The sequence below is a fragment of the Microbacterium sp. NPDC055599 genome (assembly GCF_053618975.1).
The window spans coordinates 151,143-166,017 of record NZ_JBSHIM010000010.1 but is presented as its reverse complement, the minus strand read 5'-3'; the positions used below and the strand labels follow the sequence as shown (position 1 = coordinate 166,017).

16 protein-coding genes and 1 pseudogene are annotated in these 14,875 nt (G+C 70.8%); 4 read left to right on the top strand and 13 right to left on the bottom strand.

All coding sequences use genetic code 11. The features are described from left to right. Positions 1-280: pseudogene (locus ACWGQ1_RS11925) on the top strand (hypothetical protein); the annotation flags it as partial. A gap of 204 nt (positions 281-484) precedes the next feature. Here the strand turns inward: ACWGQ1_RS11925 and ACWGQ1_RS11920 are convergent. Genes ACWGQ1_RS11920 through ACWGQ1_RS11900 form a run of 5 tightly spaced genes read right to left on the bottom strand, consistent with a single transcriptional unit; the run spans position 485 to position 4,766 of the window. Beyond that, the gene (locus ACWGQ1_RS11920) at positions 485-832 is read right to left on the bottom strand and encodes a hypothetical protein (protein WP_136035165.1); all 348 of its coding nucleotides are present in this window, start codon (positions 830-832) and stop codon (positions 485-487) included. Next, positions 829-1,671 (bottom strand): DODA-type extradiol aromatic ring-opening family dioxygenase, encoded by an 843-nt coding sequence (locus ACWGQ1_RS11915; protein ID WP_136044496.1) that lies wholly within the window; start codon positions 1,669-1,671, stop codon positions 829-831. Before ACWGQ1_RS11915 ends, ACWGQ1_RS11920 begins: the two co-directional genes overlap by 4 nt. A gap of 21 nt (positions 1,672-1,692) precedes the next feature. Next, entirely contained in the window at positions 1,693-2,556 is an 864-nt protein-coding gene (locus ACWGQ1_RS11910; RefSeq protein ID WP_247982437.1) for an amidohydrolase family protein, read from the bottom strand. Then, on the bottom strand, positions 2,556-3,734 hold the full coding sequence (locus ACWGQ1_RS11905) for a CoA transferase (protein WP_452313029.1): 1,179 nt from the start codon (positions 3,732-3,734) through the stop codon (positions 2,556-2,558). The genes ACWGQ1_RS11910 and ACWGQ1_RS11905 overlap by 1 nt, the downstream gene beginning before the upstream one ends. Positions 3,735-3,761: 27 nt before the next feature. Continuing rightward, positions 3,762-4,766 (bottom strand): alcohol dehydrogenase catalytic domain-containing protein, encoded by a 1,005-nt coding sequence (locus tag ACWGQ1_RS11900; RefSeq protein WP_378803842.1) that lies wholly within the window; start codon positions 4,764-4,766, stop codon positions 3,762-3,764. 189 nt (positions 4,767-4,955) lie between these two features. Here ACWGQ1_RS11900 and ACWGQ1_RS11895 point away from each other — a divergent pair, with 189 nt between their 5' ends. Beyond that, positions 4,956-6,032 (top strand): ABC transporter substrate-binding protein, encoded by a 1,077-nt coding sequence (locus tag ACWGQ1_RS11895; protein ID WP_136035170.1) that lies wholly within the window; start codon positions 4,956-4,958, stop codon positions 6,030-6,032. A 65-nt stretch (positions 6,033-6,097) separates the two neighbouring features. Here ACWGQ1_RS11895 and ACWGQ1_RS11890 read toward each other — a convergent pair whose 3' ends face one another. The 8 genes from ACWGQ1_RS11890 to ACWGQ1_RS11855 all read right to left on the bottom strand — a co-directional run bounded on the left by ACWGQ1_RS11890 (position 6,098) and on the right by ACWGQ1_RS11855 (position 12,585). Beyond that, positions 6,098-6,358: a Txe/YoeB family addiction module toxin gene (locus tag ACWGQ1_RS11890; protein ID WP_247637995.1), complete on the bottom strand. Its 261-nt coding sequence runs from the start codon at positions 6,356-6,358 to the stop codon at positions 6,098-6,100. After that, on the bottom strand, positions 6,355-6,606 hold the full coding sequence (locus ACWGQ1_RS11885) for a type II toxin-antitoxin system Phd/YefM family antitoxin (RefSeq protein WP_136035172.1): 252 nt from the start codon (positions 6,604-6,606) through the stop codon (positions 6,355-6,357). Before ACWGQ1_RS11885 ends, ACWGQ1_RS11890 begins: the two co-directional genes overlap by 4 nt. 106 nt (positions 6,607-6,712) lie before the next feature. Then, the gene (locus ACWGQ1_RS11880) at positions 6,713-7,546 is read right to left on the bottom strand and encodes an ABC transporter permease (RefSeq protein ID WP_136044371.1); all 834 of its coding nucleotides are present in this window, start codon (positions 7,544-7,546) and stop codon (positions 6,713-6,715) included. Next, a complete protein-coding gene (locus tag ACWGQ1_RS11875) occupies positions 7,543-8,376 on the bottom strand; it encodes an ABC transporter permease (protein ID WP_136044370.1) in 834 nt (277 codons plus the stop codon). Before ACWGQ1_RS11875 ends, ACWGQ1_RS11880 begins: the two co-directional genes overlap by 4 nt. Then, complete coding sequence (locus ACWGQ1_RS11870; RefSeq protein WP_452313028.1) at positions 8,373-9,200, bottom strand: ATP-binding cassette domain-containing protein; 828 nt, start codon at positions 9,198-9,200, stop codon at positions 8,373-8,375. Before ACWGQ1_RS11870 ends, ACWGQ1_RS11875 begins: the two co-directional genes overlap by 4 nt. A 40-nt stretch (positions 9,201-9,240) precedes the next feature. Next, a complete protein-coding gene (locus tag ACWGQ1_RS11865; RefSeq protein ID WP_136035176.1) occupies positions 9,241-10,215 on the bottom strand; it encodes an LLM class flavin-dependent oxidoreductase in 975 nt (324 codons plus the stop codon). A 1-nt stretch (position 10,216) separates the two neighbouring features. Further along, positions 10,217-11,623: a dihydroorotase gene (locus ACWGQ1_RS11860; RefSeq protein ID WP_136036801.1), complete on the bottom strand. Its 1,407-nt coding sequence runs from the start codon at positions 11,621-11,623 to the stop codon at positions 10,217-10,219. Then, positions 11,620-12,585, bottom strand: coding sequence for an alpha/beta hydrolase (locus ACWGQ1_RS11855; RefSeq protein ID WP_136035178.1), 966 nt, complete (start codon positions 12,583-12,585; stop codon positions 11,620-11,622). Before ACWGQ1_RS11855 ends, ACWGQ1_RS11860 begins: the two co-directional genes overlap by 4 nt. A gap of 228 nt (positions 12,586-12,813) precedes the next feature. Here ACWGQ1_RS11855 and ACWGQ1_RS11850 point away from each other — a divergent pair, with 228 nt between their 5' ends. Together ACWGQ1_RS11850 and ACWGQ1_RS11845 are read left to right on the top strand one after the other, a co-directional pair. Then, positions 12,814-13,797: a putative F420-0 ABC transporter substrate-binding protein gene (locus tag ACWGQ1_RS11850; RefSeq protein WP_136036803.1), complete on the top strand. Its 984-nt coding sequence runs from the start codon at positions 12,814-12,816 to the stop codon at positions 13,795-13,797. Beyond that, entirely contained in the window at positions 13,794-14,864 is a 1,071-nt protein-coding gene (locus ACWGQ1_RS11845; RefSeq protein WP_452313027.1) for a putative F420-0 ABC transporter permease subunit, read from the top strand. Before ACWGQ1_RS11850 ends, ACWGQ1_RS11845 begins: the two co-directional genes overlap by 4 nt. Positions 14,865-14,875 lie beyond the last annotated feature (11 nt).

Sequence of the window (14,875 nt, the reverse complement as noted above, 5' to 3'; positions counted from 1 at the left end):
CCCCGGAACCGACCCGGGCACGGACCCCGGTACGGACCCCGGTACGGACCCGGGAACCGACCCCGGAACCGACCCGGGCACGGACCCCGGCACCACCCCCGGAACGAACCCCGGCACCACTCCGGGCACGTCCGGGATGGCCTGGGCGTCGGGCGCAGCCGTCTCCGGTGAGGCCACCGGTCTCGCCATGACCGGCGGTGCACCGTCGCCCGCGCTGTGGGCGATCGCCGCCCTGCTGCTTCTGGGAGGTGCGGGCCTGCTGCGCCGTCGCACGGCGTAGGCGCTGAGCCCCGGCGGCGCCGGTGTCCTCGGGGGAGGAGACACGGCTCCGCCGGTGCGCGGCAGCGTCCGCTCGTGCGGTGCGTCCCCCGCACCTCCTCTGCCGAGCGCGACGGCCGCGCGACACGCGGATGCCCCGTGGCGAACCGCCACGGGGCATCCGTTCACGCCTGCGCTCAGCTCGTCAGCGCGGGTATCGGCTGACTCAGAGGATGTCGTCGACCTCGCCGTGCGGGATGATCGCCGCGCGGTAGCGCTCCACGAGCTCGCGCCAGCCGAAGCCCTCCGTGTACTCGTGCTCGTACACCGCCTCCGTGAAGTGCCACAGCAGGTACGGATGCGCCCCGAGCCCGTACAGCGCCCCGTAGTCGCGCGCGATGAAGGCCGCCCGCTCCTGCGGCGTCAGCTCCCGGTCGTCGGCGACCGCATCCGGCCCGGCGCCGCCCGCCAGCCACCGGTCGACGAAGCCCTCGGTATCGGCGACGTACGCGTTCACGTTGGCCGTGCTCATCTCGACCGCCCTCATGAACTTGCCGATCATGTACCTGCTCACGATGCAGACCTCCACAGGAAGAACGGGCTCGAGGCGAAACGCGACGTGGTGGCCTCCGCCAGCTCGGCCGGGCGGCCCTGCATCGCGGCGAGGGCCGTGACGATGTTCACGTACTGGTAGGTGACGTTGCCGGCCGCCATGATGCGGTCGAACCGGCAGCCGGCGATCGCGGCGTCGAGGTCGCCGTCGCGCATCCACCCGACCGCCTCGGCGTCGAACGCGGGGTCGGGCGAGCCGTTGAACGTGCGCGGCCCTCCGACGTCGGTGGCCATGTGGCCCGAGGTGAGCAGCGCCACCCTGGCCCCGCCGTCCCACGACTCGACCGCGGCGCGCAGGTGATGTCCGAGGGCGGCGAACCGCGCGGCCGAGGGCAGCGGCGGCAGGATGGCATTCGCGTGGATGGGCACGATCGGCAGGTCGAGCTCGGGCCGCACGTACTGCAGCGGGAGCACGAAGCTGTGGTCGAGCCGCCACTCGTGCGACACCGAGAAGTCGATCGCCTCGGGCAGCACCTCGCGTCCGGCGATCTGCGCCGCGAGCTCGGGATGCCCGGTGAGCTCGGCGTACTCCATGCCGAACGTGCGCACCTCGTTCTCGTACGTGCCGTGGTACGACGCGGCTTTGCCGACGATGAACGCGGGCGAGTTGTCGGCGAAGAACTGCCGCACGTGGTCGGTGCCGAGCACGATCAGCACGTCGACCTCGGCCTCGGCGATCGCCTCACGGATGCGCCGGAAGTTCGCCTCCACCGCGACCAGGTCGGGCGGATACGGCTCCCGCATCGCGCGCCACAGCAGCGGGTTGTGCGGGGTCGCCGCCGCCAGCACCAGTTCAGCCACGGTCGGCTCCCTTCTCCGCGGTCACAGCCGGAACAGCTTCCGCGCGTTGTCGATCAGGATCTTGCGGCGCGACTCCTCCTTGAAGCCGAGCTCGTCGAACTCCGCCATCCACCGGTCCGCGGTCATCACGGGCCAGTCCGAGCCGAACAGCACCCGCTCGGAGATGAGCGAGTCCGCGTAGCGCACCACCTCGGGCGGCAGGTACTTCGGAGCCCAGCCGGAGAGGTCGAGGTACACGTTCGACTTGTGCCACACCATCGCCAGGTTCTCCAGGTGCCACGGCCACGCCGGGTGCGCGCTGATGATGTTCAGCTCGGGGAACTCGGCCGCGACGTCGTCGATGTAGGGCACGGGGCGGGCGTTCTCCAGCCGGTACCCTCCCCCGCCCGGGGTGCCGGCGCCCGCACCGGGGAACCCGGAGTGGAACATGACCACCAGCCCGAGCTCGGCGCAGGTCTCCCAGATCGGCCAGAACCGACGGTCGTTCGCCAGGAACCTCTGCCGCGACGGGTTCAGCTCGCCCACGCCCTTGATGCCGTACTCGTCGTGCATGCGGCGGATCTCGGCGATCGCCGCCTCGCCCTTCCACGGGTCGATGCCCGCGAAGGCCAGGAACACGTCGGGGTGGTCTCGCTGCGCCCGGCCCAGCAGGTCGTTGGGGGCGCCCTTGATCCCGCTGGTCGTCTCCGAGTCGGAGTTGACGATCACGGCCATCATCCTGCGGTCGCGGTACTGGTCGGCCTGCTCGGCGAACGACACGACCGGCCGCTCCCGTCCGAAGTGCGCGGCCATCTGCGTGTGCCGCGCACCCATCGCCGCGATGAACTCCTCGGTCTGCGGGTGGGTGTGCACGTCGATCGCCACCAGGTCGTCGATGCCGGGCATCAGGCCGCTCCTTCGTTCAGGGTTCCGGCCGCGGTGCGCAGACCGGTCAGCTCCTCGGTGTCGGCCCCGAGCGCGGGCGCATAGACCAGCTCGGGCCGGCCGCTGCGGTGGAACCGGGTGCTCGGCACCGGCACGCGCACCGCGCCGCCCGGTCCCGCGATCTCCTCGACCAGGCCCATGCTCGCGATCTGCGGGTCGTCGAACAGGTCGCCCATCGTGTTGAGCGGGCCGTGCGGGATGTCGTGCGCGGCCAGGCGCTCCAGCCACTCGGCGCGCGGACGGGTGGCGGCGATCTCCTTGAGCACCGCGTCGAGCTCGTCGTAGTTCCGCACGCGCCCCTCCCGCGTCGCGAACCGGGGGTCGTCGGCGAGGTCGGGCCGCTCCAGCACGTCGAGCAGCCCGGTCCAGAACTTCTCCGGCACCGACATGTGGATCACGAACGCCTTGCCGTCGGAGCCACGGCACGCGTACGCCTGGGCGCGACGCGGACGCGAGTCCGGCGACGATACCTGCCCTGTCTCCAGGAACGCCGAGGCGGACTCGGTGAGGAAGTCGAGCAGCGCACCCACCATTGACACCTCGACGTGCTCGCCCTCCCCGCTCACGTCGCGGGCGTGGAGGGCCGCGAGCACCGCCTGCACGGCCGACATCCCGGACAGCAGATCGGAGAACGCCGGGCCGAGCGGGCGGATCGTGTCGGCGGGGACGACCTGGCTGTACATGCCGCCGGTCGCGGAGATCACCGTGTCGTAGGCGGGACGCTTCGCCGAGGGTCCCGTGGGGCCGAAGCCGGTGATGGAACAGGTGATGACGCGCGGGTTGTGCGCGTGCAGGGCCTCCGGACCGAAACCGAGCCGCTCGGCGACGCCCGGTCGGAAGTTGTCGAGCACGATGTCGGCGTCGGCGACCAGGGCGAACAGCGCCGCCAGCCCCTGCGGACTCTTCAGGTCGAGCACCACCCCGCGCTTGCCCCGGTTGTACGCGGCGAACTGCGGGCTCATGGTCGCTCGACCCTCCCACCGCCGCATCGGGTCGCCCTCCGGCGACTCGACCTTGATCACCTCGGCACCGAGGTCGGCCAGGAGCTTCGCCGCGAAAGGGCCGGAGATGTACTGGCCCAGCTCGACCACCCGGATCCCGGCGAGCGCCCCGGCGCCCGGCAGTGCAGTACTCGTCACGTCTGGTCTCCTCTTCGATACCCGTGGTCAGCGCACATCCACGATCACCTTCCCGTCGCCGGCGCGGGGGAAGTCGCGGTAGGCCGTGGCGATGTCGTCGAGCGCGTACCGGGCGCCCGCGAGCGGCGGCAGCACTCCGGCGGCGGCGAGGGCGAGGGCCTCCGCCACGTCGTCGTACCGGGCGCTCGCGGCACCCGCGAGGCGCTTGCGGCGCAGGTAGAAGTCGCGCGCATCGATCCGCAGGTCGGGGTCGACCGAGGCCGAGCAGAACACGGCCCGTCCACCCCAGCCGAGCGCAGCGACCCCGGCGCTCAGCGTGGGGCCGTGGCCGGAGACGTCGAGCACCACGTCGAAGCCGTCCTCCGCGGCGAGGGCGGCCGTGAGGGCGGCAGGATCGGGCGCGTGCAGGAGCCGCTCGTCGCCGACCGGCGTCAGGGGCCGGCGGGAGGCGGCGACCACGCGGGCTCCCCGGGCGAGCGCGATCGCGACGGCCGCGCGACCGAGCGTTCCGCCCGCACCGGTGACGAGGATCCGCTCGTCGGCGGCGAGCGCGGCGATCCGCAGGGCGTTGAGCACGATGGGGGCGCTGTGCACCACGGCCGTGGCGTCGGCGGCGGTCAGGCCGTGGCGGTCGATCGCGTTGCGCGCGGGCACCGCGACGAACTCGGCGGCGCCGCCGTCGCGGTGCACGCCGACGACGGTCTGCGATGGGCAGTCGGCCTCGTCTCCCTCGCGGCAGCGGGGGCACGTGCCGCAGGCGATGTTGGGCTTGACGACCACGGCCTGGCCGAGGCGCGCGGGGTCGACGCCGGAGCCGACGGCGACGATCTGCCCCGCCGGGTCGATGCCGAGGATGCGCGGGAGCCGGGCGTGCGCTCCGGGGCCGACGCCGGCGATGACGTTGAGGTCGAGCTGGTTGATGCCCACGGTCTCGACGCGGATCAGCACTTCGCCCGGAGCGGCCGACGGCACCGCCGACTCCGTGACGGTCAGGCCGTCCAGGTCGTGGCTGCTCAGCACGGCGGCACGCATGGTCACCTCTTCATCGTGGGACTGTTTCGGATACTGTATCCAATTTTCATCGTGGTCGTCCAGACCCCGTTGTCAGCACGATATCGGCCGAAGCATGGACAGCCGATACCAAATTGGATACCGTATCCCAAAATCCGCGTGAGACGCCCCCCTCACGAAGGGGCGCACGCACTGCCCGAATGGAGAGTCATGCGCACGACAAGAACCAGGCTCGGCCTCGCCGTGGCCGGAGGCGCAGCAGCACTGACGCTGCTCGCCGGCTGCACCTCGCCGACACCCGCACCCGAAGGCCCGGTCGACCTCGGTGACGGGGAACCCGGCGCCGCCGAAGACACCAGCATCACGGTGGCCATCCCCTTCCCCGACGTCACGATGTACTCGATGTTCGTCCTCGGCACCGACCTCGGCTACTACGAGGAGGAGGGCCTCACCGTCGAGGTCATCACCGCCGACAACGTCACCGCCGCGGTCGCGAGCGGCAGCGCCGACATCGGCGTGGAGTCCACCGGCACCGTGATCGACGCCATCCGCGGCGGCGTGGAGATCGACCTGGTGTCGGGCCACTACTGCCGCCAGAACTTCGACTTCGCGGCCCAGTCCGACGTGGAGAGCGTCGAAGACCTCGACGGCACCTCGATCGTCCTCGCCGGAACCCCCGGCGACCCGGCCGAGTTCCAGCGGGCACAGGTGCTCGCGGAAGAGGGCTGGGACCTCGAGAGCATCAACGCCGAGGTCGTCTACCCCGGACCCGGCTCCGAATCGTGGACCGAGTTCTTCGTGAACGACCGCATCTCGCTGCAGCCCTTCTACGCCGACGACCGTGCGGCGCTCGAGGAGCACGGCGCGAACATCGTCGTGGAGTCGCTGCGCAACTGGGCCAACGACGTGCAGATCGCCGGCACGGCCTGGGTGAAGGAGAACCCGAACTCGCTCGTGCGGTTCCTGCGCGCCACACTCAAGGCCACCGACTTCATGACCGCCCCGGCACCGGGCGAGTTCCCGGAGAACGCGGAGGAGGCGCTGGACATCTACGAGGCCAACGACTTCGACGTGCAGGAGCTCCGCGACTCCGACAGCGTCTGGATCCTCGACGGCCACCTCGCCTGCCCGAACCTGTACTTCGACGCGGACGCCTGGGACACCACGATCGAGACGCAGAAGCTCGAGCCGCTGGAGTTCGACGACGCGCAGCTCGCGCACCTGTTCAAGGCGCAGGAGCTGCTCGGGCTCGACAACGAGGGACCGGCGACGCTCCCCTACCCCTGAGCCGCACGACCCCGGACGAGGCCCCACCGTTGCGCATGGCGGTGGGGCCTCGTCGCGTCCGCGGGTCAGTAGTGATCGCGGGCCTGGAGGATCACGATCTGCTCGTCGCTCACGTAGTACACGAGGCGGTGGGTCTGGTCGATGCGGCGGGACCAGGCGCCGGAGAGCACGTGCTTCAGGGGCTCCGGCTTGCCGATGCCCTCGAACGGGTCACGGAGGACATCGGCGATCAACTGATTGATCCGTCGCAGCGTCTTCCGGTCCTGGCCCTGCCAGTCGGTGTAGTCCTCCCACCCGTGCGGGTCGAAAGCGAGCCGCCTGCTCACTCGTCGATCAGGTCGTGCTGCTCGGACTCACCTCGGCGGGCGCGCTCGAGTGCCGAGAGGAGCCGCTCCGCGCCGACGGGGTTGCGCAGCAGGTAGGCCGTCTCCGTGAGCGCGTCGTAGTCGTCCTTCGACATGAGCACGGCGTTGCCGCGGCGGGACACGACCTCGACCGGAGCATGGTCGTCGTTCACCTGCTGGATGAGACCGAAGAGACTCTTCCGCGCCTCGGTTGCGGAGATCGCCGTCATCTCGTCACCTCCTGAGTGGTACAGAAAAGCGTACCACTCGGCGAGGCGAGAAGGCGGACCCGACCCCCGTCGCGCATGAGACGGGGGCCGGGAGTCGGGGGCGGCGTCAGCCGACGATCTTGCGCTCGTCGTACCAGGGCGCCAGCCTGCGGCGCAGCACCGAGATGAGGAACAGCGTCAGGTTCGCGATGATCACCATCACCACGACCATCGCGATCGCCTCGTCCATGCGGAACTGATACGCCGCGAACTCCAGCAGGTGACCGAGGCCCCCGGTCCCGCCGAGGAACTCGCCGAGCACCTCGCCCGTGAAGCCGAGGGCTGCACCGCGCTGGATGCCGGACAGGCTGTAGGGCAGCGTCGCCGGGAAGATGACCTTCCACCCCAGCCCGATGCCCTTCGCGCCGTACACTCGTGCCGCGTTCACGAGCGACGGGTTCACGGTGACCGCGCCCTCCATCGTGTTCAGCAGGATCGGGAACACCGCGAGCAGGATCACGAGGGCGATCTTCGACTCGCTGCCGAGCCCGAGGCCCAGGATGAACAGCGGAGCGAGCGCGACCTTGGGCGTGGAGTACAGCACCCACAGGAACGGGGCCACCATGAAGCGCAGCACCGGGGACCAGCCGACCGCGAGCCCCACGACCACACCCACGACGATCGCGATGGCGAGGCCGATGAGCAGGTTCGTGACGCTGAAGCCGAATGCGCCCCAGAACTCCGGGTCGACCATGAGCCGCCCGAAGGCCACGGCGATCGCGCTGGGGGCGGGCAGGAACGCCTCGGGCACCCACTGGAACCAGGTGACCGCCGCCTCCCACACGAGCAGCACGGCGGCAACGACCGCGATCAGCAGCAGCGTCCACCTGCCCTCGCCCGCACGCACCACGCGCCGGGGCCGCACGATCCGCACGGTGCCGGTTGCCGAGACGACGCTCATCGCCTGCCCTTCCTCGTCCACGGCGCGACGCCGCGCTCGATCGCGGTGACCACCTGGGTCATGCCCACGCTCCACACCACGACGATCGCGATCGCCGCGAACGCCTGATCCGTCTGATACGTGTTGGAGGCGCGGATGATGAGCGCGCCCATGCCGCTCGACGACCCGGCGAGCTCGGCCACGACCATGCCGATCGTGGCGAGCACGACCGCCTGGCGGAGACCGGCGAACAGGAACGGGATCGTCGACGGCAGGTACACCGAGCGGTACAGCCGCAGGCGGCCCGCGCCGTACACGCGGGCAGCGCGGATGATCGACGGGTTCGTGGTGCGCATGCCCGCGGCGACGTTCAGCAGGATCGGGAAGATCGCGCTGATCGTGACGAGGAAGATCACCGGTCCGATGCCGAAGCCGAACCAGGCCTTCGCGAGCGGCTGGTATGCGATCGACGGGGTGGCGTAGATGGTCCAGGCGATCGGACCGACCACGCGGTCGACCGGGAGGGACGAGCCCATCAGCAGGCCGACCGGGATGCCCACGACCACGGCGAGCGCGAAGCCGGTCAGCCACGCCTGCGCCGAGATCCCGGCGTTCGCGGCGAGCGACCCGTTCGCGATGATCTCCCCGAAGCCCTGCGCGATCGACAGCGGGGGCGGCAGGAAGACCGGGTTGATCCAGCCGAGGACTCCGACCACGAGCTGCCACAGCAGCAGGAGCACGACGACCTCGACCGCGATGACCGCGGCCTTGCCGCGCGTGCTCAGCCCCGCGAGCCAGGCGGCGACCCCGCCGCGTCCGAGGTTCGGTCCCGTGGCGAGCAGCGCGCTCATTTCGACACCGCTGCCGCCGTGGCCTCGCCCTCCAGCGCCTCCCAGAGGTGGTCGCGGAGTTCGAGGAAGCGGGGATCGTGCTGCACCGACCGCTCGGAGCGCGGCCGCTCGATCCCCGTGGTGATGATCTCCTTGATCGCGCCGGGGTGGCTCTTGAACACCACGATGCGGTCGCCCAGGAGGATCGCCTCCTCGATCGAGTGCGTGATGAACAGGACGGTCTTGCCGGTCTTCTCGATCAGCTTCTCGATCTCGTCGCGCATCACCTCGCGGGTGAGGGCGTCGACGGCGCCCAGCGGCTCATCCATCAGCAGGATGCGCGGCTCGGCGACGAACGCCCGGGCGAGACCCACCCGCTGCTGCATGCCGCCGGACAGCTCCCGCGGGTACGACGACTCGAAGCCCTTGAGGCCGACCATGTCGATGGCCTCCTGCACGCGCTCGCGCCAGTCGGCCGTGCGGAGGCCCTTCTGCATCTCGAGCCCGAACTTCACGTTGTCGAACACCGTGCGCCAGGGCAGCAGCGCGTAGTCCTGGAAGACGACGGCCCGGTCGGGTCCCGGGCCGTCGACCTCCGTGCCATCCACCAGGACGGACCCGGTGCTCGGCGCGACGAGGCCGGCGATGACGTTCATGAACGTCGTCTTGCCGCACCCCGACGGGCCGAGCACCGTGATGAACTCGCCCTCGAGCACGTCGAGATCGACGTTCTCGATCGCGATCAGCTTCTTCCCCGTGCGCGCCACGTCGTAGCTCACGGAGAGTCCGGTGACCGAGATCAACGGGTCCGTGGCGGAGGGTGCGGTGTCTTTCACGTCAGTCATCGTCGACCTCTCGTCTTGTCGCCGCGCTCGGGTGCGCGGCTTATCGCAGCTTAGGAAGCACCTCGGTGCCGAGGAGCTCGATCTGCTCGAAGAACCGATCGAACTTGAACCGGAAGTCGAACACCAGGTGCTCGGTGCCGATCTCCTCGAACCGGCGGATCTGATCGACCGCCTCGTCGGGGCTGCCGACGATGAGCTGACCCTCCAGGTCTTCCACGGTCTCGAAGCTGCCGGACGGCGGCTTCACCGCGAACTTCGCCTTGTTCGCCCACGCCAGCAGGCCGGGGATGTTCACGTGCTTGAGCGCCTCCTCGCGGGTGTCCTCGATGGAGGTGGGCGGGATCACGGCGATGGTCGGCATCGGCCGGCCGTTCTCGTCGGTCATCTCGCGCATGGTCTGGATGCGCTTCTCCATCGTGGCCAGACCCGTGCGGCCGGGCATCCAGCCGTCGGCGAACTCCGCCGCGAGGCGGGCCGACCGCGGGGTCGCGCCGCAGTACCAGAACGGGATGCGACCGCCGACGGGCTTGGGCTCGATGGTGACGTTCTCGAACGAGAAGATGCCGTCGTCGTAGGTGACGTCGTTCTCGGTGAACACGCGGCGCAGGATCTCGGCGTTCGAGCGCACCATCTCCACGCGGTCCAGGTCGCCCCAGCCGATCGCCTCGAACTCGTGGTCGAACGTGCCGGCGCCGAAGCCGAGGATCAGGCGCGGGCCGAGCAGCTGGGTCATGGTGCCGGCCATCAGCGCGGTCACGAGCGGGTGCCGGAACGGGATGAGCGACCCGGTGCCGAGCTCGATCTTCTCGGTCACCGCGCCGATGGCGGTGAGCGTGGTGAGCGCGTCGTAGAACGTGCGGTTGGGCTTCTCCATCTCGCCGTGCGGCTCGAACACGAGGTGGTCGCGCACCCACACGGAGTCGAATCCGAAGCTCTCGGCGAGCTTCGACCCCTCCAGGAGCTTCTCCTTGCTCGCCTCCTCGCCGAAGTGCGGCAGCAGCAGTCCGAATTTCATGTCAGTTCCTCTCTGCGGCCAGTGCCGCCCTGTCTTCCGCCGAGGCGGCGAGCTTTCCGAAGGCGGGGTCGCCGACGACCTCGCGGTCGACGTACACGTCTTCTCCGCGCACGAGCGTGCGCTGGATGCGGGCGCTGATGGTGCGCCCGTCGTACGGGGTCCAGCCGATCTTCGACAGCACGTCGTCGTTCGTGATGGTCCACTCGTCGGCCAGGTCGGCGATCACGATGTCGGCGTCGGCGCCGATCGTGAGGGAGCCCTTGACGCCCTCCAGGCCGAACTTCGCGGCGGGGATGTGGGCGACCATGTCGATCGCACGCTGCAGGTCGAGCTCGCCCTTGTTCACGGCGTCGAGCATGAGCTCGTAGTAATACTGGATGCCCGGGGTGCCCGTGTGAGAGCTCCACATCTTGGTCCAGCCGACCTCCTTCTCCTCGCGGGTGTGCGGGGCGTGGTCGCTGGCGGCGATGTCGATCGTGCCGTCCCGCATGCCCTCCCACACGGCGGTGCGGTTGTCGTCGGGCACCCAGTAGCTCAGGGCGTAGGGACCGAGGGTCTCCACGTCGTCCCATGTGGACAGGAACGGTGCCCAGTGGTTGACCTCGCACGTGACGTCGATGCCGTTCTGCTTGGCGCGGCGCACGGCCTCGATCGAGCGCCGGGTCTGGATGTGCGCGATGTGCACGGGGCAGCCGGAGGCCTCGGCGAGCCGCAGCACCACGTCGATCGCGGTGTCCCAGATCACGCCCTCGCGCGCGGCGTAGGCGGAGGCGTAGCCCTGCGGGGTGTTCTCGCCGCGGGCGAGGTAGGCGCCCTCGATGTAGTCCATGAGCGCCTGGTCGTGCGGGTGCACGATGAAGCGCTTCCCGGTCTGGGCGATGTGGTCCATGATCTCGAGCAGGTGCCCGTGGTCGTGGATGCCGGTTCCGGAGGGGTGCGGGTAGTCGCGGCCCGTGTCGACGACCATGTAGATCTTGTAGGCGCGGATGCCGAGGTCGCTCATGCCCGCGATCTCGTCGAACTTCGTCGGGGCGGGGTTGTGGTTCCAGTCGACGATCGACGACTCCTCGTAGCGCCGGAACACGTCGGTGAGGGTGGCGACGTCGGTCGTGGGCGGCTTGAGGTTGGGCATGCCGAACATCGTCGTGACACCGCCGGCCGCGGCCTGGAGGCTGGTCGTGTAGATGTCGTCCTTGTGCTCGTAGCCGGGCTCGCGGGTGTGCACGTGCACGTCGACCATGCCGGGCAGCACGAGCTTGCCGGTGGCGTCGATCGTGCGCGCGGCGTCGATGTCGGTGTCGGCCGCGACGATGCCGGCGACCCGGCCGTCCGCGACGAGCAGGTCGGCGACGACCGGTCCTGCGGGGGTGACGACGGTGCCGCCGGTGATCTTCAGATCGACGCTCATCGCGCGACCTCCTGTTCCTGAACGGATTCTGTCTGGATGGACTCGCCGATCGCGGGCGACGGCGTGGTCCGGTGGATGAGATGCGCGGGGCGCACGTGCGTGTCGAACCAGCCGACGATCACCGGGGTGGTCTGCTCCCAGTACGTGTCGTAGGCGGCGTAGTGCGTGGTGTGCCGCTGCATGATGAGCTGCTTGGGGCCGCGCGCCGCCTCGTACAGCGCCTCGGCGTGATCGGTCGGCGTGGTCGCATCGCCCTCGACGCCGATCACGAGCAGCGGCGTGGTCAGGCGGGCCGCGGCGTCGATGGGGCGGTAGGCGATGATGCCCTCGGCGCACGCGAGCGGCACGGCGGAGGGGATGCGGTCGTCGACGTCGGCCTTGATGGTGGTGGCGCGACGCTCGGCCGTGGGGATCATGATCTCCTCGCGGGGGTGCACGATGCGGCCCTCCCCCGTGGTGACGCGCCGGCGGCGGTCGTCGTCGAGCGACTTCTGGAAGTCGAGCCACTCGTACTCGCTGCGCATGCGGTGCAGCCAGTCCTCGCCGTCGGCCACGGGAACCTGGCTGACAGCGGCCTTGACGCGCGGATCGACGTCGGCGAGCAGCACCGCGTTGCCACCGCCGGTGCCCCCGGTGCCGAACACCCCGATGGCGTCGGCGATCACGTCGTCGCGCGTGGTGAGGTAGGTGACGGCGTTGACGAGGTCCTGCAGCTGCCAGGCGGGCGAGAGGTAGCCGCGGTCGCCGTCGGAGTCGCCGAAGCCGCGGTAGTCGATCACGAGCACCGCGAAGCCGGCCGCGACGAGGGCCTCGTGGTAGCGGACGTAGAGCTTGGCGTCCTTGAGGCCGAGCCAGCCGGGCCCCTGCACGATCGCGCGGTACGGGCCGTCATGGTCGGGGGTGCGCCAGATCGCGGAGATGCGGGAGCCCTCGCTGAAGAACGAGACGGGTGTGGTCTGCATGGATTCCTCTCGGCTGAACGCGGCGTCGCGATCGGGCGATGTGCGCCGCGGCGGTGGGGCTTCTTCATCATGACCCATTTTGGATCCAGAATCCAGTATTGATTGGATCCAAAATCCGAGCTAGCATGACCGCATCGCGCCGACCCGATTGGCCGGCGCCGGTGGTCCCGACCTGGACTGCGACCGCGCACACACCCGCGCCTCCCCGCCCACGTCCTCCGGAGAACCATGACCCCCACCGCCCGCGCGCTCGGCGCCGCCCCCGTCCTCGCCCTCCTCCTCGCCGCGGGCCTCAGCGGCTGCGCGAGCGGCCCCGCCTCCCCCGCAGCCGCCGACGCCGACCGGCCCCGTGCGACCCTCGACAACTGCGGCACCGAGGTGACCCTCGACGGACCGCCGCAGCGCATCCTCACGGTCAAGTCCTCCACCCTCGAACTCGCCCTGGCCCTCGGCGCGGGCGACCGCATCATCGGCTCCGCCTTCACCGACGGCCCGCTCCCCGAGGCGCTCGCGGCGGAGGCCGACGGCATCCCCACCGTGTCGGACAAGGTGCCCTCGAAGGAGGCCGTGCTCGATCTCGAACCCGACCTGGTGTTCGCCGGATGGGAGTCGAACTTCTCGGTCGACGGCGCCGGCGAACGGGACGACCTGCAGCAGCTGGGCATCGCCACCTACGTCGCCCCGGCGGCGTGCAAGGCGCCCGGCTACATGCCCGACCCGCTCACGTTCGACGACGTGTTCGACGGTTTCGCGGAGGCGGGCGAGCTGCTCGGCGAGCAGAAGGCCGCGGCGGCCCTCGTCGCGGAACAGCGGACCGCCCTCGACGCGATCGCCCCCGACGACCGCGGGCTCTCCGCCGTCTGGTACTCGTCGGGCAGCGACCAGCCCTTCGTCGGCGCGGGCATCGGCGCCCCGCAGATGATCATGGCGGCCGCGGGGCTGGAGAACGTGTTCGCCGAGGTGCACGACACCTGGACCTCGACCTCGTGGGAGCTGATCGCGGAGGCCGACCCCGACGTGATCGTGCTGGTGGACGCCGCGTGGAACACCGCCGCGTCGAAGCAGGAGCTGCTGGCGTCGAACCCGGTGACCGCCCAGCTCGACGCCGTGCGGAACGAGCGGTACGTGGTCGTGGACTTCCCGGCGACGGAGGCCGGGATCCGCGACGTCGACGCGGTGGCCGCGATCGTCGCGCGGCTCGGAGAGCTGTGAGCGTCGCGGCGCCGCTGCGCACGGCGGCCCTGGCCGCGGTCGTCCGCCCGGCACGGCGACGGGGGCGCGCGGCCTCGGCGACCGCGGTGCTGCTGCTCGCGCTCGCGGGGTCGGTCGTGGCGGCGGTCGCCATCGGTCCCGCCGACATCACGCCGTCCGAGCTGCTGGCGAGCGCGTGGTCGCACCTGACCGGGGCCGCGAGCGGGCTGAGTCCGATCCGCGACGCGATCGTGTGGGAGGGACGGGTGCCCCGCGTGCTCACGGCCGCGGCGGTCGGTGGCGGCCTCGCGCTGTGCGGCGCGGTCATGCAGGCCCTCACCCGCAACCCCCTCGCCGACCCGTACCTGCTCGGCTTGTCGTCGGGAGCGTCCACCGGCGCCGTGATCGTGATCGTGCTCGGCGCCGCCGTGGCCCTGCCGTTCGCGGCGTTCGCCGGGGCACTGCTCGCCCTGGCGCTCACCCTCGGGCTGGCCAGGGCCGCCGGCGCCTCGTCCGCGACCGCGGTGGTGCTGGCCGGACTCGCCGTGTCGGCGGTGCTCGGCGCGCTCACCAGCCTCGTGATCTTCTGGAGCGCGACGACCGACAGCTACCGCGAGATCCTCAGCTGGCTGCTCGGCTCCCTCGGCGGCGCCGACTGGTCCTCGGTCGCGCTGGCCGGGACCGCCGCACTCCTGTGCGCCGTGCCGCTGCTGGCGGCCGCCCGCCCGCTCGACAGCCTGGTGCTCGGCGACACCGCCGCCGAGGCGCTCGGCCTGCCCGTGACCCGGCTGCGCGTGCTGCTGTTCGTCTGCACGGCACTGCTCACCGGGGCCCTGGTCGCCGTGAGCGGATCGATCGGCTTCGTCGGGCTGATCCTGCCCCACGCGGTGCGCGCGGTCGTCGGCTCACGGCACCGGGTGCTGCTGCCGGTGTCGTTCCTGGCGGGGGCCGTGTTCCTCATCTGGGCCGACACGATCGCCCGCACCGTGTTCGATCCGCGCGAACTGCCGGTCGGCATCGTCACGGCGCTGATCGGCGGGCCCGTGTTCGCCGCCCTGATGCTGCGCATGCGGAAGGCCAGGGCATGAGCGGGGCGACT

Excerpts from the sequence above, each read along its gene's own strand:
- ACWGQ1_RS11910 (WP_247982437.1), bottom strand. The coding sequence starts at position 2,556 with ATGCCCGGCATCGACGACCTGGTGGCGATCGACGTGCACACCCACCCG.
- ACWGQ1_RS11900 (WP_378803842.1), bottom strand. The coding sequence starts at position 4,766 with ATGCGTGCCGCCGTGCTGAGCAGCCACGACCTGGACGGCCTGACCGTC.
- ACWGQ1_RS11895 (WP_136035170.1), top strand. The coding sequence starts at position 4,956 with ATGCGCACGACAAGAACCAGGCTCGGCCTCGCCGTGGCCGGAGGCGCA.
- ACWGQ1_RS11885 (WP_136035172.1), bottom strand. The coding sequence starts at position 6,606 with ATGACGGCGATCTCCGCAACCGAGGCGCGGAAGAGTCTCTTCGGTCTC.
- ACWGQ1_RS11880 (WP_136044371.1), bottom strand. The coding sequence starts at position 7,546 with ATGAGCGTCGTCTCGGCAACCGGCACCGTGCGGATCGTGCGGCCCCGG.
- ACWGQ1_RS11875 (WP_136044370.1), bottom strand. The coding sequence starts at position 8,376 with ATGAGCGCGCTGCTCGCCACGGGACCGAACCTCGGACGCGGCGGGGTC.
- ACWGQ1_RS11870 (WP_452313028.1), bottom strand. The coding sequence starts at position 9,200 with ATGACTGACGTGAAAGACACCGCACCCTCCGCCACGGACCCGTTGATC.
- ACWGQ1_RS11865 (WP_136035176.1), bottom strand. The coding sequence starts at position 10,215 with ATGAAATTCGGACTGCTGCTGCCGCACTTCGGCGAGGAGGCGAGCAAG.
- ACWGQ1_RS11860 (WP_136036801.1), bottom strand. The coding sequence starts at position 11,623 with ATGAGCGTCGATCTGAAGATCACCGGCGGCACCGTCGTCACCCCCGCA.
- ACWGQ1_RS11855 (WP_136035178.1), bottom strand. The coding sequence starts at position 12,585 with ATGCAGACCACACCCGTCTCGTTCTTCAGCGAGGGCTCCCGCATCTCC.
- ACWGQ1_RS11850 (WP_136036803.1), top strand. The coding sequence starts at position 12,814 with ATGACCCCCACCGCCCGCGCGCTCGGCGCCGCCCCCGTCCTCGCCCTC.